This is a genomic window from Yoonia maricola (assembly GCF_002797915.1).
Taxonomy (GTDB): Bacteria; Pseudomonadota; Alphaproteobacteria; order Rhodobacterales; family Rhodobacteraceae; genus Yoonia; species Yoonia maricola.
This window is the reverse complement of the sequence record NZ_PGTY01000001.1, coordinates 287682-309032: the sequence shown is the minus strand read 5'-3', so window position 1 is coordinate 309032 and position 21351 is coordinate 287682. Positions and strand designations below refer to the sequence as shown.

The following is a 21351-nucleotide window of genomic DNA, read 5'->3' as shown; positions in this document are numbered from 1 at the left end:
ACGGCATTCGTGCCTCGTTACTGCCTCAAAAGTTATGTATTCCCTCGGACATGGCCAAGATATCTTTGGCCTTGGAGTACAGAGTATGGAAGACCGGCAACTCGCCATTGATGCGAACTTCAGGGATCTTGGCGCTAATGCCTGGCTGGCCAAGGTTGATGACGTTTGCGAAGACTACGGTTTTTTTGAACAGCTTGGGCGGGAACACTGTGCGGGGTTTCTTGAGGCAGGCAACGCGCTTTTGGTGACCTTCGAGAACGTCCAATCGGTGCGTGAGAACAACATCGACGCCGAGCCGCGCGGTTTTCCCTATGCGCGCCACGATGGTTGGTCTCATTTGGCATTGTTTTCGTTCAAGCAAAGCTGGTTTCGCGATCAGTATGTCTATGACTTCTTTGACCGCATGGTTGATGAAGGTTTTTTTGACAACTTTGAACGGATTATCTTTCATGGCGGCGGTGATGGCGCGTCTTATGCTGCTGCCGCTTACTCTGTCGTGGCACCTGGAGCGACCGTCATCGCTTTGCGTCCGCAAGCCACGCTTGATGCGCAAATGGCCGGTTGGGATGGACGGTTCAAACCGATGCGCAAGACGAACTTCAATGACCGCTATGGCTATGCGCCAGAGATGATTGATGGAGCAAACCGGGTCTTTATCGCCTTTGATCCGATTGAGCGGCTTGATGCCTGCCATGCAGCTTTGTTCCGCAAGTCGCATGTAACAGCCTTACCCTGCCCGCTTTTGGGGGATGATCTGGATCAGGCCTTTGACCGGATGGGTATCCATGACGTCTTGATCAAGCTGGCGATGGACGGCACGCTGGATCGGCGTCGGTTCCTACAGCTTTTGCGCGCGCGGCGCTATGATCCGACCTATGTGCGGGCACTGGTGCGACGGCTTATTATCACCGGCCACCCGCGTTTGGCGCGCATTATCTGCGCATATATGATCAAGCGGGGCCATAAGGCGTTCTTCGTCGACAAGTATGAAGAACTGAGCCCCACCCAGGACATTCACACGTAATAGATGTCGCGGTATACGTGGCGCACGATCCCATCGCGTGTCAGGCCCATCTGCGCGAGTTCAGCGTCGCTGAGGTCTTGCATCCGCTCCACATCAATGGATCGGTTTTGTGCTGCGATGATGCGGGTAAAAAAGCCCCGGATAGCGTTGCTAAACGCAGGCCTGGCGGTAAAATCAATAGTATCAGTGTAAAAGGCCATTTTGGCGGTCCTGTCAGTTTTCGGTTTACTGACCCAAGATTTAACCACCCGACCCGTAACGAAAACCACCAATGCTGCATTGCCGCGATGCAGCAAATGCATGGCCTAGGTCAGCTTGCGTCGCGCTTGCCGTCGATCGCCTTTTTTAGCACATCAAAGATGCGCTTACCAAAATACCCCAGGATTGCGCCGATAATGATCCCAAAGACCGACCCGCTGTCAAAAGCGGCTGCCAGAATGGCTGCGGCAAGTAAGGCCACCATGAAAGCGATCACGCGGCGTTCATGCGCGGCAATGGGGAAATACCCCTCAAGCGCTTTCGCAATCGGCCCTGCCACTGGCCCTTCAAGCTGTGGTGTCAAAAAACCAGCGGCAGCAGCGATTAAAAATCCCAGCATGTGATGTTACTCCTTAAGTCCATCGGCTTGGTCCAAAATATCAAGAAATGCGCCTTTATCCACAAGGAGAATTATCAAAGCCCTATGGCGTCTATCTGCGCAACGGTGTAATCCGGCGTCATGCCTGATAAACATTTGACCAGCCTGACCATACGCCGCCCTGATGATTGGCATTTACATCTGCGTGATGGCGAAATGTTAAAGGCTGTGCTGCCAGAAACAACACGCCATTTCGCCCGCGCCATCATCATGCCCAATCTGGTGCCGCCGGTTGTGACGGCTGAACAGGCCGTAGCCTATCGCACGCGGATCATGGCGGCGGTGCCTGAGGGTGCCCGTTTCACCCCCTTGATGACGCTCTACCTGACCGAGGCGACCGACCCCGAAGACGTGCGCGCCGCCCATGCGGACGCGATTGCGACTGCGGTTAAGCTTTACCCTGCCGGGGCTACGACGAATTCGGCCTCAGGTGTGCGCGACTTCGAAAAGGTGCGTCCGGTCCTTGAAGTCATGGCCGAGATCGGGATGCCGCTTTGTGTGCACGGTGAGGTCACGGATAGTCAGATTGATATCTTCGATCGCGAAGCCGTCTTTATTGAGAAGGTCCTCAAGCCGCTGCGCAAGAAAGTCCCTGATCTGAAAATCGTGATGGAACATGTCACAACCCAGAATGCGGTTGATTACGTTCGCGACAGCCATAAAAATATGGCCGCAACGATCACGACCCATCACCTGATCATCAACCGCAATCATATACTGGCTGGTGGGATCAAGCCGCATTTCTATTGCCTGCCTGTCGCAAAACGCGAAGCGCACCGGGTGGCCTTGGTACAAGCCGCTGTCTCTGGCGATAAGCGGTTCTTTCTTGGGACAGACAGTGCGCCACATACGGACCCTTTGAAACTGCAGGCCTGCGGCTGTGCGGGGATCTTTACGGCGCCCAATACCATGTCCTGCCTCGCTGAGGTGTTTGACGCCGCAGGCCGAATAACCAAACTGGAAGATTTCACATCTCTCAATGGGCCACGCTTCTATGGTCTACCTCCGAACGAAGAGACGATCACGCTGACCAAAGGCGCCCCTGTCACATATCCTGAGCAAATAGAAACCGGGGATGGCCCAGTCACTGTGTTTGATCCGGGGTTTGATCTGCATTGGCGTGTCGAGGAGTGATGCACCCGGCGGAGATATTTTGGAACATAAGAAGATAAAGGCCCCTGCTATGATCCCTACCTCATTCCCAACCAAAGAAGAGATATCCCGCCTGACCGCTGGTATGCTGATTGAAATCGGCGCGATTGACTTTAATGCGACCGAGCCCTTCACCCATGCCTCTGGCAAGCAGGCACCTACCTATGTGGATTGCCGCAAGCTGATTTCCTTCCCACGTATCCGCGCCACCCTGATGGACTTCATGGCCGTGTCCATCATGCGCGAGGCAGGGTTTGAGGCATTTGACAATGTCGCAGGTGGTGAGACGGCAGGCATACCCTTTGGCGCAATGATCGCAGAGCGGCTTGCACTGCCAATGACCTATGTGCGCAAAAAACCCAAAGGTTATGGCCGCAATGCCCGCATCGAAGGGGTGATGACCGAAGGCCAACGCGTGATTTTGGTGGAAGACCTGACCACCGACGGCGGCTCTAAACTATCCTTCGTCGACGCGATCCGCGAAACCGGGGCGACCTGTTCAGCAACGGCGGTGATTTTCTACTACGGCATTTTTGATGGCGTGGAAAAGACGCTGAGCGATCATGGTGTGCAATTGATCAGCCTGTGCACATGGTGGGACGTTCTGGCCGAGGCCAAGGCGCGTGGCGCATATGATACGGCGACGCTCAGCGCGGTTGAAGCTTACCTGCATGATCCCGCCGGATGGGCGCCAGCATAAAACTTATCCACGGTCTTTCAGAGAACACTTGCTGAGAATCGCCAAACAATCGCGCATATTGTGTTCTTTTTGCGTTACGGCACTATTTACGGTATGTTTAAAATCTATCGCATGTTGTCCACAGGTTTATCCCGCAGGGTATCCCCGATCATTTCCAGATGGCCACAGCCGCAGGGCGACTGATAGGACGACACGGGGAACAGGTGAGCAAAAATGAACGAACTAACAACTTTTAACGCGACCGGCGTCGAAGAGGCCGACGCCGATCTGATGCCGCATTCTATTGAAGCTGAGCAGCAGCTTTTGGGTGCCATTCTGACGAATAACGATGTGTTTGATCGGGTGGCCTCGATCATTGGCCCAAAGCATTTCTACGACCCCGTACATGCGCGCATCTTTGAGACAGCGGCCAGCCGGATCGGGCGCAACATGCTGGCTAGCCCGGTCACGCTGAAGACCTTTATGGAAGACGATGAAGGTCTGAAAGAACTGGGCGGTCCACCCTACCTCGCCCGCCTTGCCGGTGCGGCGATTTCAGCTTTTGCCGCCCGTGATTATGCCCAGATGATCTATGATCTGGCGACGCGGCGCGAACTAATCAAACTGGGCCGCGACATCACCGACAAGGCGGGCAAGGTCGATGTCGAACATGAACCGAAGGAACAGATCGTAGAGGCCGAACAGGCGCTTTACACGCTAGCTGAACAGGGTGTGTCCGAGAAAGGGTTCCAATCCTTCCTCGCTGCCGTGACCGAGGCCGTTAACGTCGCCAACACCGCCTATCAGCGCGATGGTGGGCTGGCCGGGATTTCCACTGGCCTGACGGATATGGATAAGAAACTGGGTGGTTTGCATAAGTCCGACCTTCTGATCCTTGCGGGGCGTCCGTCGATGGGAAAAACCTCGCTTGCGACGAACATTGCGTTCAATATCGCCAAGGCCTACCGCAAAGGGCAGTTGCAGGACGGCAGCGAAGGCGCCGTTGATGGCGGCGTGGTTGGTTTCTTCTCGCTTGAGATGAGTGCGGAGCAGTTGGCGGGCCGTATCCTCGCAGAAGCTTCCGAGATTTCGTCCCACAAAATCCGCCAAGGCGACATGACCGAAAGCGAATTCCGCCGCTTTGTCGATGCCGCGAAGCAGCTTGAGTCCTGCCCGCTCTACATTGACGACACTGCCGCAATTCCGATCTCGCAACTGGCCGCCCGCGCCCGCCGCCTGAAACGGACGCATGGGTTGGATGTGCTGATCGTGGACTATTTGCAGCTTGTGCGCGGCACCTCAGAGAACCGGGTGCAGGAGATCGGTGAAATTTCGATGGGGCTCAAGGCTATTGCGAAAGAGTTGAACATACCGGTCATCGCACTGTCGCAGCTTTCGCGTCAGGTCGAAAACCGTGAAGATAAGCGTCCGCAGCTATCAGACCTGCGCGAATCCGGGTCGATCGAGCAAGACGCTGATGTGGTCATGTTCGTTTATCGTGGCGAATACTACGTGGAGCGCGAAAAGCCTGAAGATCACAACATGGAAGCCATCGCTGCATGGCAGGAAAAGATGTCGAGCCTGCATGGCAAGGCCGAAGTCATTGTGGGCAAACAGCGTCACGGCCCAATCGGGACGGTGGAGTTGTCCTTCGTGGCCGAATTCACCCGCTTCGGCAATCTGGTAAAGCCGTGGCAGCAAGGCGACGAGCAGCAATTCTAAAACCATTGCTTGACTTGGAGTGACTCCAATAGGCTAACTCGTTGGCCATCGGAGGAATGCGCGATGCGAATCAAAGAAGCTGCCGCCCGGTCAGGGCTGACTCAGGACACCATTCGGTTCTACGAGAAGTCGGGCATGTTGGCCCCCATCCAGCGGGACGCGCGCGGATGGCGCGTGTTCAGCGGCGATGACATCAACTGGCTCACCACCCTTGAAAGGCTACGCGCCACGGGGATGCCGCTAGACGAAGTCAAACGCTTTGCAGTGTCGGCCCATGCGCCCGACTGCAATGAACCTGACCAACGTGCCTTGCGTTTGGGTGTACTTGAACGGCATGCCGTTACCCTTGCCCATCGCGAAGCAGAACTGAAAGCCTGCAAGCATTTCCTCGACCACAAAATCAGTATGTATCGCACATCATTGGAGGTCTCAGATGGCTGATTTCAAACATATCCCAACAAAACCAACCCTCGGCCTTGGCTGCTGGGCTATTGGCGGGCCTTTCTTCATGGAAGACCGCGCCGTTGGCTGGGGCGAGGTTGACGACAATGTTTCCAAAGCGGCTGTTGCCGCAGCACTTGAGCATGGCATCAAGCATTTCGACACGGCGCAAGCCTACGGCTGTGGACATTCAGAGGTCGTGTTGGGTGCGGCACTGAAAGCCCATCCGAACATCGCCATCGCGACAAAGATCGGGTGGGACATCGACACTGAAACAAAACAGCTTATCGCCCAAATCAACGATCCCGAAATCATTCGAAAATCCATTGATGCATCGCGCAAGCGGCTGGGCCGCGACCGGATTGATATGGTGCTGCACCATAACAACGAATTGGCTGTCGAGGACGCGCGGCCGACCTTTGATATGCTGGCCGGGCTTTATGACGATGGGATCATTGGCGCTTATGGATGGTCCACCGATTTCTCGGACAGCCTGCGTGCCTTTGCTGATCACCCCGGCTTTACAACCGTTGAACATGCGATGAACGTCTTTCTGCCCGCCACACAAATGGTCAGGACTGTGGAAGAGACCAATCAACTCTCCCTCATCCGCTCCCCCCTTGCGATGGGTGTTTTGGGCGGCAGATACGATGCCAATACCACGTTCAGCAAAGATGAAATTCGCGGCAGCAACCCCGGATGGCAGGACTATTTCAAGGACGGTAAAATTACGGACGCATACATCGCGCAGCTTAACGCTGTGCGCGAAACACTCATGTCCGACGGGCGGAGCCTCGCGCAAGGGGCGATTGCGTGGCTTTGGGCACGTACACCAAATGCAATGCCTATTCCGGGCTTTCGAACGCCAGAACAAGTGCATGATTTATGTGGTGCATTAGATCATGGGGCACTCACACCGGCACAGATGACCGAGATTGAAACGATCCTTGAGCGGTCGGAAGAAGGAAACTCAAAACCGCACTAGAGATCAGCGTCGCGGATCACATCTGGAACACAATCCCTACTCGCTGGAATAACCGTCTTGATGGCAATGCATGCGCAAAACTCTTGCCCCGCCTCATCGCCCCTGCCAAAAGGTCGGCATGAGTACCGGACGCCTGATTATTGACCTTGATGCTGTCGTCGCCAACTGGCGCGCATTGGATGCCATGACCGATTGCAAGACTGCCGCGGTTGTAAAGGCCAATGGCTATGGCTTGGGGGCCGCGAATGTGGCCAAGGCCCTGTTCAAAGCCGGTGTGCGGCAGTTCTTTGTCGCGATGGCCGAAGAGGCCGCCGCGATCCGCGAAGAACTGGGACCAAAGCCTGAAATCAGTGTGTTTTCGGGGCATATGCAAGGCGATACCGATCTGATCCGCGAATTGGGTCTGACGCCGATGCTCAACTCGGTTGAACAGTTGACCCATCATCTTGAGACGTTGCCGGGCCATCCCTTTGGCATCCAGCTTGATACCGGCATGAACCGTCTCGGCATGGAAATTGACGAATGGGCTGCGGTGGCCGAACTGGCACTGGCGCAAAAACCGCGTTTGGTCATGTCGCATCTGGCTTGTGCGGATGAACCGGATCACCCGATGAACCCTTATCAACTCGCGCAGTTTAAAAAGATGACCGATGGTATTCAGGTACCACGTTCACTGGCCGCGACCGGTGGTGTGCTTTTGGGTCCTGAGTATCACTTTGACCTGACCCGCCCCGGCATTGGTCTTTATGGCGGTCTTCCTTTTGATCAGGCCAGCCCGGTGATCGAACTGGACTTGCCTGTCGTGCAGGTGCGTGACGTGGCGGAGGGCGAAGTCGTAGGCTATGGCAACGTATGGCAGGCAAACCGCGCATCCCGTATTGCAACGGTATCGGCAGGCTATGCCGATGGGATCACGCGCATTCTATCGGACAAGGCGACGCTCTATCACGGTGACACACCGTGCCCGTTGGTGGGGCGTGTGTCTATGGACCTGCTGACGATTGATGTCACCGAGCTGACTGAGACGCCAAAGAAGCTGACCCTGATCGGCCCACAGCAAAACGTGGATGATCTGGCAAGGGTGGCGAACACAATCGGATACGAGGTGCTCACCCAGCTTGGCGCGCGCTATAATCGCAAGACATTTGGCAAGTAATCTTGTCATCTGATCTGAACTTCCCTATCTAAACATCAGAATTTAAACGGGTTTCTTATGTTAAACGTTCTGCGCATCGCCAATCTTGCTCTTCTGATCCTTTTCCCAATCGCTTGGTTTGCGCCGCTCATGCGGGCGGGCTTGCTCCCGATTTTTGGGCTGAGCGAGATCAGTGTGATCTCCGGCATGCAGGCGCTGTGGGACAGCGATGTGGCGCTGGCGCTACTTGTTACCGCCTTTGCATTGTTTGCGCCTTATCTTAAGACGATTGGCCTCGCGCTGGTGCACTTCAACCTGCTCAAAGACAAAACGCTTCCCGTTCTGTCATGGATTGGCAAGCTGGCAATGGCCGATGTGTTCCTGATCGCCCTCTACATCGTTGTTTTCAAAGGCGTTGGCATCGGCAAGGTCGAAACGGGTTGGGGGCTTTATATGTTCACAGCCTGCATCCTCGCATCTATCGTGATCTCTGCCCTGACCCCACAGTCCAAGGCAAAAGCCTAACCGATCATTGCCAACGTTCACCTTTTGGTCCAAAAGGTGAACATGGCAAAAGATTTGAATTTCTCCTGCTCTGAATGTGGTGCTGCCTTTCGCAAGTGGTCGGGGCAATGTGATGCCTGTCAGTCGTGGAACACGATCAGTGAATCCAAGGCATTGTCCAGCGGCCCCAAGGGTAAATCGCTCGGTGCAATCCGGGGCAATGCAATCCCCCTGACCGATCTGGATACGCAAGAACAAGAGCCGCCGCGTACTGAAGCAGGCGTCGGCGAGTTGGACCGCGTTTTAGGCGGAGGACTGGTCAAGGCATCTGCTCTCTTGGTCGGCGGTGATCCGGGGATCGGTAAGTCCACTCTATTGCTTCAAGCTGCTGCAAGATTTGCCCGTAACGGTTTGAAAGTCATCTATATCTCTGGCGAAGAATCGAACGCACAAGTGCAAATGCGCGCCCGCCGTTTGGGGCTAGAGAAAAGCCCGGTCATGCTCGCCTCTGAAACGAACCTGCGTGATATTCTGACCACGCTTGAGGAAGAGAAGCCCGATCTGGCAATCATCGATTCAATCCAGACAATGTGGGCCGACAACGTCGATAGCGCGCCGGGCAGTGTATCTCAGGTCCGGTCATCCGCGCATGAGCTAACGACATTTGCCAAACGTAACGGTATGGCCGTGATCATGGTGGGGCATGTCACCAAAGAAGGCGCCATCGCTGGCCCCCGCGTCGTTGAACATATGGTCGATACGGTTCTTTATTTCGAAGGCGAGCGTGGTCACCAGTTCCGCATCTTAAGGTCGGTCAAGAACCGTTTTGGCCCTGCCGATGAAATCGGCGTCTTTGAAATGACCGGCAAAGGACTGGCGGAAGTGAAGAATCCTTCGGCCCTTTTCCTCTCTGAACGCGGCCCCCCTGCCCCCGGATCAGTTGTATTTGCGGGCATCGAAGGGTCGCGGCCGATGCTGTGCGAGATACAGGCACTTGTGGCACCTTCGCCACACAGCCAACCACGCCGATCTGTCGTCGGATGGGACGGCGGCAGGCTCGCGATGATCATGGCCGTGCTGGAATCGCGCTGCGGTGTGCCCTTCACCGGATTGGACGTATACCTCAACGTAGCAGGGGGTTTGCGCATCTCTGAACCAGGCGCAGACCTTGCTGTGGCGGCGGCTTTGGTGTCAGCGCGCGAAGACGCAGCCTTGCCCGCCGAGGCCGTTGTTTTCGGCGAAATCAGTTTGTCCGGCGCGCTGCGTCCTGTGGTGCAATCGGAAAATAGATTGAAAGAGGCGCAAAAACTTGGTTTTACAACTGCGATACTCCCGCAACAGGCCAAACAGCCCAGCGTGGAGGGTTTGGGTCTGCGGCATGCCACCGACCTGGCCGGTTTTGTAGAAGAGGTATTCGGCGCAAGATAGCGTCGATCGCAGGAGACGGACCATGGAAGGTTTCACACTCGTCGACGCAGGCGTCGCGATCATTATCTTGCTGTCAGGCGTACTCGCCTACAGCCGCGGTTTCGTGCGCGAGGCTATGGCGATTGCCGGCTGGATCGGCGCAACAATCATTGCTTTCATCTTTGCCGATCAGGTTGAACCGCTGGTGCGCCAGATTCCTGTCATCGGTGATTTTATCGGCGATAGCTGCGAATTGGCGATTATTGCAGCCTTTGCTGCGGTTTTCGCAGTGGCTCTTGTGGTCGTGTCCATCTTCACCCCGCTCTTTTCGAGCGTCATCCAGCGCTCCGCTCTGGGCGGCCTTGATCAGGGTCTTGGCTTCTTCTTCGGCGTTCTGCGCGGCATCCTTCTGGTTGCAGTGGCGTTCTTTGTCTACGACACGATCTTTGCTGGACAGCAATTCGCCATGGTCGAAGACAGCCGCGCGGCCGAGGTCTTTGCCCAGCTGACAGGCCAGATCGAAGAACAAAACCCAGAGCAGGCTTTGGGCTGGATCACAGAACAATATCAGCAATTGGTTGGCACCTGCGGCGCGCCTGCAGAGTAATCATCAAAATGGACTACAAAAAGGCCGCTATGCCAAAGCATAGCGGCCTTTTTCATCTTATATTGCCAGAACCTAACAGAAAACAGTCTTTCCCCATACGGAACCATGATCGTTTCGTGACAGATGGTCCCTGACCCTCTAAGAGGGGGATACGACAAATCTAACGGATTCGGAGCTGTCCCCTTGTCCACCGCGATGCCCGCCGCCCATCCCTTTGACGATGATAAACTGCGGGAGGAATGTGGCGTTTTTGGCGTTGTCGGTGTGACTGACGCATCAAATTTCGTAGCCCTTGGCCTGCACGCCCTGCAACACCGCGGACAAGAGGCGGGCGGGATTGTCACCCATGATCCCGATACCGGCTTTAACCAGCAACGCCGCATGGGGCTGGTGCGCGATAACTTTACCTCTGCTGCGATGATGGAGCGCCTGCCCGGCACAATCGGCATCGGTCATGTCCGTTACTCCACCGCCGGGTCCAAAGGCCAGACGGCGATGCGCGACGTGCAGCCCTTCTTTGGTGAGTTTTCGATGGGTGGGGCCGCCATCGCCCATAACGGCAATATCACAAACGCAATGTCCTTGCGCCGCGAACTGATCGAACGCGGTTCAATCTTTCAAAGCTCATCCGACAGCGAATGCATCATTCACCTGATGGCACGCTCCATGGGCCGCAACATTCCTGACCGCATGGAAGAGGCGCTGCGCAAGGTTGAAGGCGCGTTCTCGATTGTCGCGATGACACGGACCAAACTGATCGGTTGTCGCGACCCGCTTGGCGTACGCCCGCTCGTGCTCGGCAAAGTTGGCGACGGCTGGGCGCTGGCATCTGAAACCTGCGCGCTTGATATTATCGGGGCCGAGTTTGTCCGCGAGATTGAACCGGGCGAACTGGTTGTCGTGACCGAAAAAGGTGTCGCAAGCCATTTCCCCTTCCGTCCGAACCGCGCCCGGTTCTGTATTTTTGAACATGTCTATTTCAGCCGCCCTGACAGTATTCTTGGTGGTCGTTCCGTCTATGAGACCCGTGAAAACATTGGGCGTGAGCTGGCGAAAGAGAACCCGGTCGATGCGGATCTGGTTTGTCCCGTTCCTGACAGTGGCACGCCAGCAGCGATTGGGTATTCACTTGAGTCCGGCATTCCCTATGCGATGGGGATCATCCGCAACCAATATATGGGCCGCACATTCATTGAGCCGACAGAAAGCATCCGCAACATGGGTGTCCGCCTGAAACTGAATGTGAACCGTGCTCTGATCAAAGGCAAACGCGTGATCTTGGTGGATGACAGCGTTGTACGCGGGACAACCAGCCGCAAAATCAAGGAAATGATCCTTGATGCCGGTGCCGCCGAGGTTCATTTCCGCATCGCATCACCACCAACGCAATGGCCCTGCTTTTATGGCGTCGATACACCGCAGCGTGAAAAACTGCTGGCGGCGACGATGACAGAGGACGAGATGCGCGACCATCTGGGTGTCGATAGCCTTAAGTTTATCTCGCTCAATGGTCTCTACCGCGCTGTGGGCGAGACCAAGGGTCGCGATCCGAATGCGCCCGCTTATTGCGATGCCTGTTTTTCGGGTGAATATCCGGTGGCACCATCCGATATGATCGAGCAAGGGTTTCAGGCGAAAACAGCGGCGGAGTAGCGCTGATGACCACCGTCATCCACCATAACCCCGATTGCGGGACCTCGCGCAATGTATTGGCTGTGATCCGCGCCTCAGGCACAGAACCGACCGTCATTGCCTACCTGCAAACCGGTTGGACGCGTCCGCAATTGTTGGCCCTTTTTGCCGCTGCCGATTTGACCCCGCGCGCGGCGTTGCGCACATCCAAATCACCGGCAGAGGAATTGGGCCTGTTAGATCAGGCCGTCAGCGACGACGCATTGATCGATGCGATGCTGGCCCATCCCGTCCTTGTCAATCGTCCCATCGTTTGCACCCCCAAGGGTGTCGCACTCTGCCGCCCGTCTGAGGCAGTGCTGCCAATCCTGGAAAATCCGCTGACAGAGCCTGTCTACAAAGAAGACGGTACATTGATCGCAGCCCCCTAACGCGTTTGTGATCAGTTTGTGCGCCCCAAGGCGTGCAAACGCAACGTCAGCTAGGTCCTTGCACCCTTTTCGCGGACCAACTTCCATGGCACGAGCGTGGCAAAGATAAAAATCGGCGCAGTCCTTACAATGTCTAATGATACAAACACCTCGGCGGTTGCCGGGACGGCAGCAACGATGCCTGATGCACTGGCGCTTAATCAGCTGGCGGTGATTGGTGTCATGGATGCATACGACGGCACAGCCGCGCTACTGCGCTCTGCACGAGGGCAGATTGCGCGTGTCACCGTGGGTGATCGGGCATTTGGTGTCCGCGTGACAGCGATTGGCGACACCCAGGTTCTGCTGACTGACCGTTGGGGACAGACCAAATCACTGCAGCTGCCTCGCAGCTAATGCTTGACCTTGCGCGCTGTTCAGCACATCACGCGGCCCATGACAAAAACAGCACTCATCACCGGCGCATCGCGCGGCCTTGGGGCCGCCTTGGCCGCAGCCCTCGCACCCACACATCATATTATCGCTGTCGGCAAAACCGTCGGCGCATTGGAAGAACTGGACGACACCATTCAGGCCGCAGGCGGTCAAGCCACGCTGGCCCCGATGGATATCGCGGTGGATGAGGCGATGCAGCAACTGTGCCGTGGGATATACGACCGCTGGGGCAGCCTTGATCTGTGGCTGCACACGGCCATCCATGCAGCCCCTCTTGCTCCCGCCGGACACATCGGCCCCAAAGACCTTGCCAAATCGATGACCATTAATATCGAGGCCACGTCACGCCTCATCGCCTATGTCAGCCCGCTATTGTGCCAAACAGGGCAAGCGGTGTTCTTTGATGATCCACGCGGCGGTGATCAATTCTTTGGTGCCTATGGTGCAACGAAAGCCGCACAAATCGCGCTGGCCCGCAGTTGGGCCGCTGAAACTGCCAAGACCGGTCCAAAGGTGCAAATCCTGACGCCTGCACCGATGCCAACCGCCACCCGCGCCCGGTTCTACCCTGGTGAAGACCGCACAGCACTGGCTGATCCGGCGACAGAGGCCGCACGACTGTTGCCAATGGTCCTCGCCTAGTCTCCTGTGCTGGCGCACCGCACCGTCCGACTTGCCGCCCAACGCATCTGCGCATAGGAACAACCTATCAGCAAAAGGGTCACTTCATGCGCATTCTGATCACCAATGACGATGGCATCAACGCACCCGGTTTGCGCGTCCTGACCGATATCGCAAAAGATGTGGCTGGACCTGATGGCGAGGTATGGACCGTCGCGCCTGCGTTCGAGCAATCGGGCGTCGGGCACTGCATCAGCTACACCCACCCCACGATGATCGCCGCGTTAGGACCACGCCGTTTTGCCGCCGAAGGGTCACCTGCCGATTGTGTGATTGCGGGGCTTTACGATGTGCTCAAGGACAATCCGCCTGATCTGATCCTCTCTGGCGTGAACCGGGGCAATAACGCGGCTGAGAATACGCTCTATTCCGGCACGATTGGCGCTTGTATTGAAGGCGCATTGCAGGGCGTCCGGTCGATTGCGATGTCACAGTTTTACGGCCCCGATAACAAAGACCTTGAGAACCCGTTTGAGGCGGCAGCCGCACACGGTGCCGCAACGGTCCGCGCCTTGCTAAATGAAAAGCTCTGGGATGATGCAGATTATAAGGTTTTCTACAACGTGAATTTCCCCCCCGTCCCGGCATCTGCCGTCAAGGGCATGGCGGCCACGACCCAAGGCTTCCGCCTGAACACACGGTTCCGGGCCGAGGCACAAACATCACCCACCGGGCGCAAGTTTCTTTGGGTGCGTGGCGGTCCACAACATGAACCCACAGCCCCCGGTACAGATGCTGCCGCAAACCTTGATGGCTATATCTCAATCACGCCGATGCGGGCAGACCTGACAGATTATGCCTTGGTCGATACGCTGAAGGATGCGCTCAAGTGACATTCGATGCGGCCACCAAGATGCAGTTTCTTTATGCATTGCGCAGCAAAGGCGTGACCGACGCGCGCGTGCTGACCGCGATGGAGCAGGTTGACCGTGCCGAATACGTCAAAGGCACCTTCGCGGACCGCGCTTATGAAGACATGCCTCTGCCAATTGCCTGCGGGCAAACGATCAGCCAGCCTTCGGTTGTGGGGTTAATGACGCAGGCACTGCAAATCAACCCGCGCGACAAGGTGCTTGAGATCGGCACGGGCTCTGGCTATCAGGCCGCGATCCTGAGCAAACTGGCGCGCCGGGTCTATACCGTTGATCGGTATCGGAGGCTGGTCCATGCCGCACGGGCGGCGTTCGAGGCGAATGATATCACCAACATCACCACGTTTACGGCTGATGGCAGTCGCGGTTTCGAAGAACAGGCCCCATTTGACCGCATCTTGGTCACAGCCGCAGCAGAAGACCCGCCGGGGCCGTTACTTGCCCAACTGCGCGTGGGCGGGATCATGGTTTTGCCGGTCGGCCAGTCGGACGCGGTGCAAAGCTTGATCCGCGTGACACGTAGCGAAAGCGGGTTTGAATACGATGAATTGCGCGCTGTACGCTTTGTCCCCTTGCTAGAAGGGCTCGGACAAGAGTAAGCTACCGCAAAATATAGTACGACCCCATAGATAAGGGGCGACTTTTTAGAGGAGCGGTAGGATGGCGAACGGGCATATGCCAGTGAAGCGGGTTTTGATCACGGGTGCGGCGATGGCAACACTTGTGGCATGCGAAGGTTTTGATCCCGATTTTCGGGATGTGGGCAACGGATTTGACACCACCTCTGCGGTGCAATCTTTGCCGGGACGCCCAAGCCCCGATGATCGTGGGGTCATCTCTTATCCGAACTATCAGGTCGTTGTCGCGCAGCGCGATGACACTATTCGGGGGATTGCAATCCGCCTTGGACTGAATGCGAATGAACTGGCCGAGTACAACGGGATCGAACCCGATGTGATCCTGCGCCGGGATGAGATTATCGCCCTGCCCTCGCGCGTGACAGAACCGTCGCCTGCTACGGGCGCTGTGGCGACGGGCCCGATTCAACCATTTGACGTGACAACCGTTGCCACCACGGCGCTGGACCGGGTTGATGCCGCAGGAACACCGGTAACTGCGACGCCGATTGAACCCACAGCGGCCCCTGTTGCAACACCTGCGACCCCGGTAGTCCGTGGCGATGAACCGATCCGCCACCAAGTCAAACGCGGCGAGACAGCCTTCTCAATCTCGCGTCTGTATAACGTGCCGGTGGCAGATATCGCGGAATGGAACGGTCTGGATGCCGCATTTACAATCCGTGAAGGTCAATTCCTGCTGATCCCGCAAGGCGGCACGGCACCTGCACCCGCAGAGACCACAGATGTGACAGCACCTGGTGCTGGCACGGCGACGCCGGTCCCACCAAGTGCAGCGCTCCCCTTGCCTGCTGAAACCCCAGCCGCGCCCGTCGCGGCGGCAGCGGTACCAGCGGCACCTGATCTTGGCACGAATGCAGCACAACCCGCCAGCAGCGGCGCGCGTTTCCTGATGCCGATCCAAGGCGCGATCATCCGCGCCTATGCACCGGGAACCAACGAAGGCATCGATATCGCTGCGCCTTCGGGTAGCGACGTACAGGCCGCAGGCTCTGGCTCAGTAGCTGCCGTGACCACAGACACCAGCGGCGGTTCGATTGTTGTGATCAAGCACAGCGACGGTTTGCTGACGGTATATACCCAGATGGACGCACTGACGGTGGACAAGAACGAAAACGTCACGCGTGGGCAGGTGATTGGTAAGGTGCGCAACGCTGACCCAAGCTTCCTGCACTTTGAGGTGCGGCGCGGTCTGCAAAGCCTCGATCCGGCTGATTTCCTGCCTTAAGTGGGGTTGCGCGTAAGGTGGATCATGATCCACCTTACGTCGGGCGCACACCGCGCCTGCCAGCAAGATCCGTAAAGTATTGCCACGCCACCCGGCCAGACCGGCTGCCACGTGTGGCCTGCCATTCAATGGCTTCCGCGCGCAGGGTCGCATCATCAATTGCGACACCATAAGCGTCACAATAGCCACGGATCATCGCCAGATATTCATCTTGATCGCAGGGATGAAAGCCCAGCCACAGGCCAAAACGATCCGACAGCGACACTTTCTCTTCCACCGCTTCTGACGGTGAAATCGCCGAAGAGCGTTCGTTTTCGATCATATCGCGGGGCATCAGATGGCGACGATTAGACGTGGCATAAAGCACGACATTCTCGGGTCGCCCTTCGATCCCGCCATCCAGCACGGCCTTGAGCGATTTGTAATGCGCATCATCGTGGCCAAAGGACAGATCATCGCAAAACAGGATGAACCGCTCTGACGCGCCGCGCAACAGGTTGAGGCAGCGCCCAATGGTCGGCAGGTCCTCGCGCTGTACTTCAACGATCTTGAGGCACGTATGATCTGCATTGACTGCGCCATGTATGGCCTTGACAAGGCTTGATTTCCCCATCCCCCGCGCACCCCACAAAAGGGCGTTATTGGCAGGGAGACCAGCTGCAAATTGCACAGTATTGGCCATCAGCGTATCTCGCGACCGGTCAACGCCAACCAGCAGCGCCACATCTACACGGTTCACCTTTACGACGGGTTCCAATCGATCAGGATCGGCATGCCAAACGAATGCTGAAGCCGCCGCAAAATCCGGCGCATCACCCGGCGCAGGGCTCAGACGCTCCAAAGCTGCTGCGATGCGCTGCAAGTTCTTCTTGCTCACGCCTTTGGTTCCTCCGCATCGGCGTCAGCTGCGGCTTCACCTGCGCTAATATCATCCTCGTCGATATCAAACAGGCTTTCGCCTTCGCCGATGATCCCTTCGGCACGCGCAGCGCGATCTTTCTTACGCTCAACCGCAGCAACAAGGTGGATCGAAATTTCATAAAGACCATAAACCACCACGAACAAGATCAACTGGGTTGTGACATCCGGTGGCGTCACAAGGGCCGCAACAATCAAAATACCCACAACAGCGTATTTCCGTGTCCCGCGCAAACCACGCGAACTGGCCAGCCCGGCCGACCCCATCAGCGTCAGCAGTACGGGCAGTTGAAAACACACACCAAAGGCCACGATCATCTTGAGCGTGATATCAAGCGTCTCATTCACCTTGCCATTAAAGACAATGTCAACACCCTCAGAGGTGGCAGGTGCTACGCTTGGCAAGCTCAGACCACCTGTGGCACCCGGCAACAGATCAGTCCCCGGTGGCGGCGGCATAGCCCCCGCCATGATGGCCGAGACAAAGGATGGCAAATCCGCAAAGCCAAGGAAAAATGCCATAGCCAGCGGCACAACGATATAATGTGCAAAAGCGGCCCCGATCACGAACAATACGGGCGACGCCACGATAAAGGGCAAAAACGCGTTCTTTTCATTGCGGTAAAGACCCGGCGCGACAAAGCGCCAAAGCTGATAGGCAATGACAGGGAAAGAGATTGTGAGGCCACCCACAACAGAGATACGAATAAGTGTGAAGAAGTATTCCTGCGGCGCGGTATACTGCATGACCGGATTGGGGTTGCCCAGATCACGCATGGTTTTCTCAATCGGGCCCAATAGAAAATCCAGCAACATCCCACCGAATGAAAAACAGATGATCATGCCCACCAAAAACGCCATGACAGAATAGATCAGGCGCGACCGCAGTTCTGCCAGATGCTCCAGCAGCGGGGCAGCGCTGTCTTCAATCTCGTCTTGCGTGCTCATGATTTTGCCTCTGGCGCGGGGGGCTCGGCCTCTGCCGCCTCTGCTGCCGCTTCACGCGCTTTGCGTTCAATTGCGGCATCACCCATCGCCTTGCTCATCTTTTCTTTGGCCGCTTGCCGTTCGGCGGATAATTCAGCCGTCGCAGGGCCTTTGGTCATGCCGGTTGCTTCTTTCAGCTTATCGGCCCCGAATTTCTTGGGATTAGCGGCGGCATTGAGGGTCTTTTGCACGTCTTTCATGCCAGACTCGTCTGCGGCCTGATTCATCGCATTGGTAAATTCGCGCGCCATCATGCGGGCCTTGCCGGTGAATTGCCCCACCGTCCGGAACAGACCCGGCAAATCCTTTGGGCCGATCACAATCAGCGCCACAATGCCGACGACCAGCATTTCGCTCCAACCAAGGCCAAACATCAGGCGCGGTCCTTTCCGTCAGGCAAAGCGATCAGACTTTGTCTTTTTCTTCTTCGGGGGTCACGTCTTTGGCCTCGGCCATGCTGTCCTCGATCTCTTGCTTGCCGTCATCGACGCCCTTCTTGAAGGCCGTGATGCCTTTGCCGACTTCACCCATCAGGCTGGAAATCTTGCCCCGGCCAAACAGGACCAGAACCACAACAGCGATCAGCAGAAGGCCGGGAAGGCCAATATTATTCAGCATGTCTTTTCTCCTCTGGCGGGCGCGCGGCCTCGCGTCGTTTTATCTCTTGCCTTGACCAATAGGCCCGGATGCGCGCCAAGGAAAGCACGAACTGCGCAATTACACCGCTGCAACCCCCTTTTTTGCAAGGGTTTTTATGATTTAGTGACAAATACTTGTCAGTTGTCAGAAAAATGACAAAACTAGCCCGAATCGAAGGGGAAACCATGCGCCGCGCTGACCGTCTGATGCAGCTTGTCCAAATCCTGCGCGATGGCTCGCTCCACCGTGCCTCTGATCTGGCCGCAGCGACTGATGTATCGCTTCGCACTATCTATCGCGACATGGAAACGCTTGCCGCCTCTGGCGTCCCGATTGAGGGCGAACGCGGTATTGGATACCGCGTCACCGCCGCAATCACCCTGCCCCCGCTCAACCTGACCATGACCGAGATGGAGGCACTGCATCTGGGGCTCAGTGCCGTCCGCCATAGCGACGACGCTGAACTGTCCGCTGCCGCCCGCACGCTTTCGGAGAAGCTGGATGCCGTCATGCCAGAGGATCGCAGCCGCGCACCCAGTCGTTCAGGCTTTGCGATTTATCCTTTCGCCGATGCGGCACGCGGATTTCAGCATCTGCCCATGCTGCGGCAGGCCGTCCGCACCCGGCAAAAGCTGGAACTCGTGATACAAGACACCAAACGCACGGTGCGCCCCTTGCAACTGGATTACTGGGGCAGGCTGTGGACCTGCGTTGTCTGGTGCGAAACGACACATCAGTTTGATAACATCCGTGTTGATCAAATCACGGACCAACGGATTTTGCCCAGCCTGTTTGTCGAAGAAGAGGGCAAGGGATTGGCAGACTATAACCGGCTAAAAGGTCAAAGCCACGCCGCCGGGGCAACCAAGGGCCGGAAATAGGCCATCATGCGCATGTCGCCCGGCGCATTTTGCGCCCAAGGGGCCACACCATGCAATAGATGCCGATCCAGTAAGATCGCCTGCCCCGGTGCAGCTGAAACCGCGATCCTTTCACAGGTTTCAAGAACCGCCCGCCGGGTCGTTTGGTACACATCCGTGACATCTACATCGCCCCAATGCTCTGGTTTCAACCCCGCATAGGCATCGCGAAACGCGGCGCGCATGATCTTGTGACTGCCCCGCCAGACAACCAGCGGGCTGGCGGAGCTATCATCCAGTGGCAAGCCCAGAATGAACCCGTGCGGTTCGCGCAAATGCCTGCGTTTGTCAGGTCCTTCAGGCAACAACCCATCGACATGGGCCGCATCCCGATTGCGGCGAAACCGATGTGCTGCATCGCTTTCATCCGGGTCCTGCTGCGGGTAGCCAGGAAAGACGACAGACAGTTGCGCAGGATGCCATTGCAAGGGCGCATCCACATATCTACGCCAAGCGCCTGCCAAAGGCACGTCTTCCACACTGCCGTCAGGCGCATTTGGTAAGGCATCCACACCGACAAACCATGTGTTACCATGACGACGCGCGCCGCCATTGGCCAAGACCTTCAGGCCGATGCGACGCGCAGCCTTTACCCAAGCCAATACTTTAGGATCATGAGGAAAGACCACATACCCATCATGCGCCAGCACCTAGGCCGCCAGCCGCGTGACATGATCCAGCGCCGCGAGCACAACTTGCGGCCCGGCCCCATCAGCATGGGCATTTTCAGACAGATGCCTGCGCCAGCCACGGGCACCCGGCCGCCCTTGAAACAGCCCCAACATATGGCGCGTGACCTGACCCAAACGCCCACCTGCCGCAATGTGATCGGCAATATAGGGTAACATCAGATGTACCACCTCTTCTGCGGTGCGGCCGGTTGGATCATCATAAATGCGAGCATCTGCATCAAGCAGAACATCAGCCGGTGTATGATAGGCAGCGCGTCCGATCATTACGCCATCAAAACCGCTGGCCAGAAAACCCTCGGCCTGATCCAATGACCCGATCCCACCGTTTATGGATACATGAAGATGCGGGAACAACCCTTTCATTTCCATGCCTAAATCATAGTCTAATGGGGGTACATCACGGTTCTCTTTTGGGGACAGCCCCTGTAACCATGCTTTGCGCGCATGTACTGAAAATCGGTCAACACCAGCCGCTGATACCTGTGCCAGAAAATCAGGCAGCACCGTTTGCGGGTCCTGATCATCGACGCCGATACGGCATTTCACAGTCACTGGCACAGCCACAGCTGCTATCATCGCAGCCACACAATCAGCAACCAAAGCGGGGCTCTCCATCAAGATGGCGCCAAAGCTGCCCGACTGCACGCGGTCCGACGGACAGCCGCAATTCAGGTTAATCTCGGCATACCCATAGTCTTCTGCAACGCGCGCTGCCGCGGCCAACTGCGCCGGATCGGACCCGCCCAATTGTAGAGCGACAGGCTGTTCATCCGCATGAAACCCAAGCAGGCGATCCCTGTCACCATGAATGATAGCAGGTGCCGTGACCATTTCCGTATACAGCAGCGTATGACGCGACATCAGGCGATGCAGATAGCGGCAATGCTGGTCTGTCCAATCCATCATGGGCGCAACGGAAAGTCTAGCATGCTGGTTTATATGCATTTTATCAGATCTTCACACTATTGGACGGCAGGCAATTAAC

General features: G+C 56.7%; 26 protein-coding genes. 18 read left to right on the top strand and 8 right to left on the bottom strand.

What is annotated here, in order from left to right:
• Positions 1–85: 85 nt before the first annotated feature.
• Positions 86–1024, top strand: a complete 939-nt coding sequence (locus BC777_RS01590) for a phosphoadenosine phosphosulfate reductase (RefSeq protein ID WP_100366416.1) — start codon at positions 86–88, stop codon at positions 1022–1024.
• Here the strand turns inward: BC777_RS01590 and BC777_RS01585 are convergent.
• Positions 1015–1224, bottom strand: a complete 210-nt coding sequence (locus BC777_RS01585; protein WP_100366415.1) for a DUF1127 domain-containing protein — start codon at positions 1222–1224, stop codon at positions 1015–1017. The two genes, BC777_RS01590 and BC777_RS01585, sit on opposite strands and share 10 nt — an antisense overlap.
• A 110-nt stretch (positions 1225–1334) precedes the next feature.
• Positions 1335–1622, bottom strand: a complete 288-nt coding sequence (locus tag BC777_RS01580; protein ID WP_100366414.1) for a hypothetical protein — start codon at positions 1620–1622, stop codon at positions 1335–1337.
• Between the two features lie 120 nt (positions 1623–1742).
• Between BC777_RS01580 and pyrC the strand changes: the two genes are divergently transcribed.
• The 16 genes from pyrC to BC777_RS01500 all read left to right on the top strand — a co-directional run bounded on the left by pyrC (position 1743) and on the right by BC777_RS01500 (position 16210).
• Positions 1743–2795, top strand: coding sequence for a dihydroorotase (gene pyrC, locus BC777_RS01575; protein WP_100366413.1), 1053 nt, complete (start codon positions 1743–1745; stop codon positions 2793–2795).
• 49 nt (positions 2796–2844) lie between these two features.
• On the top strand, positions 2845–3513 hold the full coding sequence (locus tag BC777_RS01570) for an orotate phosphoribosyltransferase (RefSeq protein ID WP_100366412.1): 669 nt from the start codon (positions 2845–2847) through the stop codon (positions 3511–3513).
• A 213-nt stretch (positions 3514–3726) separates the two neighbouring features.
• Positions 3727–5214: a replicative DNA helicase gene (locus tag BC777_RS01565; protein ID WP_100366411.1), complete on the top strand. Its 1488-nt coding sequence runs from the start codon at positions 3727–3729 to the stop codon at positions 5212–5214.
• A 63-nt stretch (positions 5215–5277) separates the two neighbouring features.
• On the top strand, positions 5278–5655 hold the full coding sequence (locus tag BC777_RS01560; RefSeq protein ID WP_100366410.1) for a MerR family transcriptional regulator: 378 nt from the start codon (positions 5278–5280) through the stop codon (positions 5653–5655).
• Positions 5648–6640: an aldo/keto reductase gene (locus BC777_RS01555; protein WP_100366409.1), complete on the top strand. Its 993-nt coding sequence runs from the start codon at positions 5648–5650 to the stop codon at positions 6638–6640. The genes BC777_RS01560 and BC777_RS01555 overlap by 8 nt, the downstream gene beginning before the upstream one ends.
• Before the next feature lie 118 nt (positions 6641–6758).
• Positions 6759–7796 (top strand): alanine racemase, encoded by a 1038-nt coding sequence (gene alr, locus BC777_RS01550; protein ID WP_100366408.1) that lies wholly within the window; start codon positions 6759–6761, stop codon positions 7794–7796.
• A gap of 57 nt (positions 7797–7853) precedes the next feature.
• On the top strand, positions 7854–8300 hold the full coding sequence (locus BC777_RS01545) for a paraquat-inducible protein A (protein ID WP_100366407.1): 447 nt from the start codon (positions 7854–7856) through the stop codon (positions 8298–8300).
• Between the two features lie 42 nt (positions 8301–8342).
• Complete coding sequence (gene radA, locus BC777_RS01540; RefSeq protein WP_100366406.1) at positions 8343–9707, top strand: DNA repair protein RadA; 1365 nt, start codon at positions 8343–8345, stop codon at positions 9705–9707.
• Between the two features lie 22 nt (positions 9708–9729).
• Positions 9730–10293, top strand: coding sequence for a CvpA family protein (locus tag BC777_RS01535; RefSeq protein WP_100366405.1), 564 nt, complete (start codon positions 9730–9732; stop codon positions 10291–10293).
• 195 nt (positions 10294–10488) lie between these two features.
• The gene (gene purF / locus BC777_RS01530) at positions 10489–11946 is read left to right on the top strand and encodes an amidophosphoribosyltransferase (RefSeq protein WP_100366404.1); all 1458 of its coding nucleotides are present in this window, start codon (positions 10489–10491) and stop codon (positions 11944–11946) included.
• A 5-nt stretch (positions 11947–11951) separates the two neighbouring features.
• A complete protein-coding gene (gene arsC, locus BC777_RS01525) occupies positions 11952–12356 on the top strand; it encodes an arsenate reductase (glutaredoxin) (protein WP_100366403.1) in 405 nt (134 codons plus the stop codon).
• A gap of 129 nt (positions 12357–12485) precedes the next feature.
• Positions 12486–12752, top strand: a complete 267-nt coding sequence (locus tag BC777_RS01520; protein WP_100366402.1) for a hypothetical protein — start codon at positions 12486–12488, stop codon at positions 12750–12752.
• 39 nt (positions 12753–12791) lie between these two features.
• Positions 12792–13433: an SDR family NAD(P)-dependent oxidoreductase gene (locus BC777_RS01515; RefSeq protein ID WP_100366401.1), complete on the top strand. Its 642-nt coding sequence runs from the start codon at positions 12792–12794 to the stop codon at positions 13431–13433.
• An 86-nt stretch (positions 13434–13519) separates the two neighbouring features.
• Positions 13520–14305 (top strand): 5'/3'-nucleotidase SurE, encoded by a 786-nt coding sequence (gene surE, locus BC777_RS01510; RefSeq protein ID WP_100366400.1) that lies wholly within the window; start codon positions 13520–13522, stop codon positions 14303–14305.
• A complete protein-coding gene (locus BC777_RS01505; RefSeq protein ID WP_100366399.1) occupies positions 14302–14943 on the top strand; it encodes a protein-L-isoaspartate(D-aspartate) O-methyltransferase in 642 nt (213 codons plus the stop codon). Before surE ends, BC777_RS01505 begins: the two co-directional genes overlap by 4 nt.
• A gap of 61 nt (positions 14944–15004) precedes the next feature.
• The gene (locus BC777_RS01500) at positions 15005–16210 is read left to right on the top strand and encodes a LysM peptidoglycan-binding domain-containing M23 family metallopeptidase (protein ID WP_100366398.1); all 1206 of its coding nucleotides are present in this window, start codon (positions 15005–15007) and stop codon (positions 16208–16210) included.
• Positions 16211–16244: 34 nt separating this feature from the next.
• Here BC777_RS01500 and BC777_RS01495 read toward each other — a convergent pair whose 3' ends face one another.
• From BC777_RS01495 to BC777_RS01480, 4 genes are read right to left on the bottom strand one after another with little or no spacing between them, the layout of a single operon-like run.
• Positions 16245–17087 (bottom strand): ATP-binding protein, encoded by an 843-nt coding sequence (locus BC777_RS01495; RefSeq protein WP_100366397.1) that lies wholly within the window; start codon positions 17085–17087, stop codon positions 16245–16247.
• Entirely contained in the window at positions 17084–18076 is a 993-nt protein-coding gene (gene tatC, locus BC777_RS01490) for a twin-arginine translocase subunit TatC (protein WP_100366396.1), read from the bottom strand. The genes BC777_RS01495 and tatC overlap by 4 nt, the downstream gene beginning before the upstream one ends.
• Positions 18073–18489 (bottom strand): Sec-independent protein translocase protein TatB, encoded by a 417-nt coding sequence (tatB, locus tag BC777_RS01485; protein ID WP_100366395.1) that lies wholly within the window; start codon positions 18487–18489, stop codon positions 18073–18075. The genes tatC and tatB overlap by 4 nt, the downstream gene beginning before the upstream one ends.
• A gap of 31 nt (positions 18490–18520) precedes the next feature.
• On the bottom strand, positions 18521–18733 hold the full coding sequence (locus tag BC777_RS01480; RefSeq protein ID WP_100366394.1) for a twin-arginine translocase TatA/TatE family subunit: 213 nt from the start codon (positions 18731–18733) through the stop codon (positions 18521–18523).
• Between the two features lie 206 nt (positions 18734–18939).
• Between BC777_RS01480 and BC777_RS01475 the strand changes: the two genes are divergently transcribed.
• Positions 18940–19635 (top strand): helix-turn-helix transcriptional regulator, encoded by a 696-nt coding sequence (locus BC777_RS01475; protein ID WP_100366393.1) that lies wholly within the window; start codon positions 18940–18942, stop codon positions 19633–19635.
• Here BC777_RS01475 and BC777_RS01470 read toward each other — a convergent pair.
• Together BC777_RS01470 and dusA are read right to left on the bottom strand one after the other, a co-directional pair.
• Positions 19596–20324: a hypothetical protein gene (locus BC777_RS01470; RefSeq protein WP_100366392.1), complete on the bottom strand. Its 729-nt coding sequence runs from the start codon at positions 20322–20324 to the stop codon at positions 19596–19598. The genes BC777_RS01475 and BC777_RS01470 overlap by 40 nt on opposite strands.
• Complete coding sequence (gene dusA / locus BC777_RS01465) at positions 20325–21311, bottom strand: tRNA dihydrouridine(20/20a) synthase DusA (protein WP_100366391.1); 987 nt, start codon at positions 21309–21311, stop codon at positions 20325–20327. It abuts the gene before it with no gap.
• Positions 21312–21351: the final 40 nt, after the last annotated feature.

Coding starts and splice junctions, on each gene's coding strand:
- BC777_RS01590 (WP_100366416.1), top strand. CDS start 86: ATGGAAGACCGGCAACTCGCCATTGATGCGAACTTCAGGGATCTTGGC.
- BC777_RS01585 (WP_100366415.1), bottom strand. CDS start 1,224: ATGGCCTTTTACACTGATACTATTGATTTTACCGCCAGGCCTGCGTTT.
- BC777_RS01580 (WP_100366414.1), bottom strand. CDS start 1,622: ATGCTGGGATTTTTAATCGCTGCTGCCGCTGGTTTTTTGACACCACAG.
- pyrC (WP_100366413.1), top strand. CDS start 1,743: ATGCCTGATAAACATTTGACCAGCCTGACCATACGCCGCCCTGATGAT.
- BC777_RS01570 (WP_100366412.1), top strand. CDS start 2,845: ATGATCCCTACCTCATTCCCAACCAAAGAAGAGATATCCCGCCTGACC.
- BC777_RS01565 (WP_100366411.1), top strand. CDS start 3,727: ATGAACGAACTAACAACTTTTAACGCGACCGGCGTCGAAGAGGCCGAC.
- BC777_RS01560 (WP_100366410.1), top strand. CDS start 5,278: ATGCGAATCAAAGAAGCTGCCGCCCGGTCAGGGCTGACTCAGGACACC.
- BC777_RS01555 (WP_100366409.1), top strand. CDS start 5,648: ATGGCTGATTTCAAACATATCCCAACAAAACCAACCCTCGGCCTTGGC.
- alr (WP_100366408.1), top strand. CDS start 6,759: ATGAGTACCGGACGCCTGATTATTGACCTTGATGCTGTCGTCGCCAAC.
- BC777_RS01545 (WP_100366407.1), top strand. CDS start 7,854: ATGTTAAACGTTCTGCGCATCGCCAATCTTGCTCTTCTGATCCTTTTC.
- radA (WP_100366406.1), top strand. CDS start 8,343: ATGGCAAAAGATTTGAATTTCTCCTGCTCTGAATGTGGTGCTGCCTTT.
- BC777_RS01535 (WP_100366405.1), top strand. CDS start 9,730: ATGGAAGGTTTCACACTCGTCGACGCAGGCGTCGCGATCATTATCTTG.
- purF (WP_100366404.1), top strand. CDS start 10,489: ATGCCCGCCGCCCATCCCTTTGACGATGATAAACTGCGGGAGGAATGT.
- arsC (WP_100366403.1), top strand. CDS start 11,952: ATGACCACCGTCATCCACCATAACCCCGATTGCGGGACCTCGCGCAAT.
- BC777_RS01520 (WP_100366402.1), top strand. CDS start 12,486: ATGTCTAATGATACAAACACCTCGGCGGTTGCCGGGACGGCAGCAACG.
- BC777_RS01515 (WP_100366401.1), top strand. CDS start 12,792: ATGACAAAAACAGCACTCATCACCGGCGCATCGCGCGGCCTTGGGGCC.
- surE (WP_100366400.1), top strand. CDS start 13,520: ATGCGCATTCTGATCACCAATGACGATGGCATCAACGCACCCGGTTTG.
- BC777_RS01500 (WP_100366398.1), top strand. CDS start 15,005: ATGGCGAACGGGCATATGCCAGTGAAGCGGGTTTTGATCACGGGTGCG.
- tatC (WP_100366396.1), bottom strand. CDS start 18,076: ATGAGCACGCAAGACGAGATTGAAGACAGCGCTGCCCCGCTGCTGGAG.
- tatB (WP_100366395.1), bottom strand. CDS start 18,489: ATGTTTGGCCTTGGTTGGAGCGAAATGCTGGTCGTCGGCATTGTGGCG.
- BC777_RS01480 (WP_100366394.1), bottom strand. CDS start 18,733: ATGCTGAATAATATTGGCCTTCCCGGCCTTCTGCTGATCGCTGTTGTG.
- BC777_RS01475 (WP_100366393.1), top strand. CDS start 18,940: ATGCGCCGCGCTGACCGTCTGATGCAGCTTGTCCAAATCCTGCGCGAT.
- dusA (WP_100366391.1), bottom strand. CDS start 21,311: ATGCATATAAACCAGCATGCTAGACTTTCCGTTGCGCCCATGATGGAT.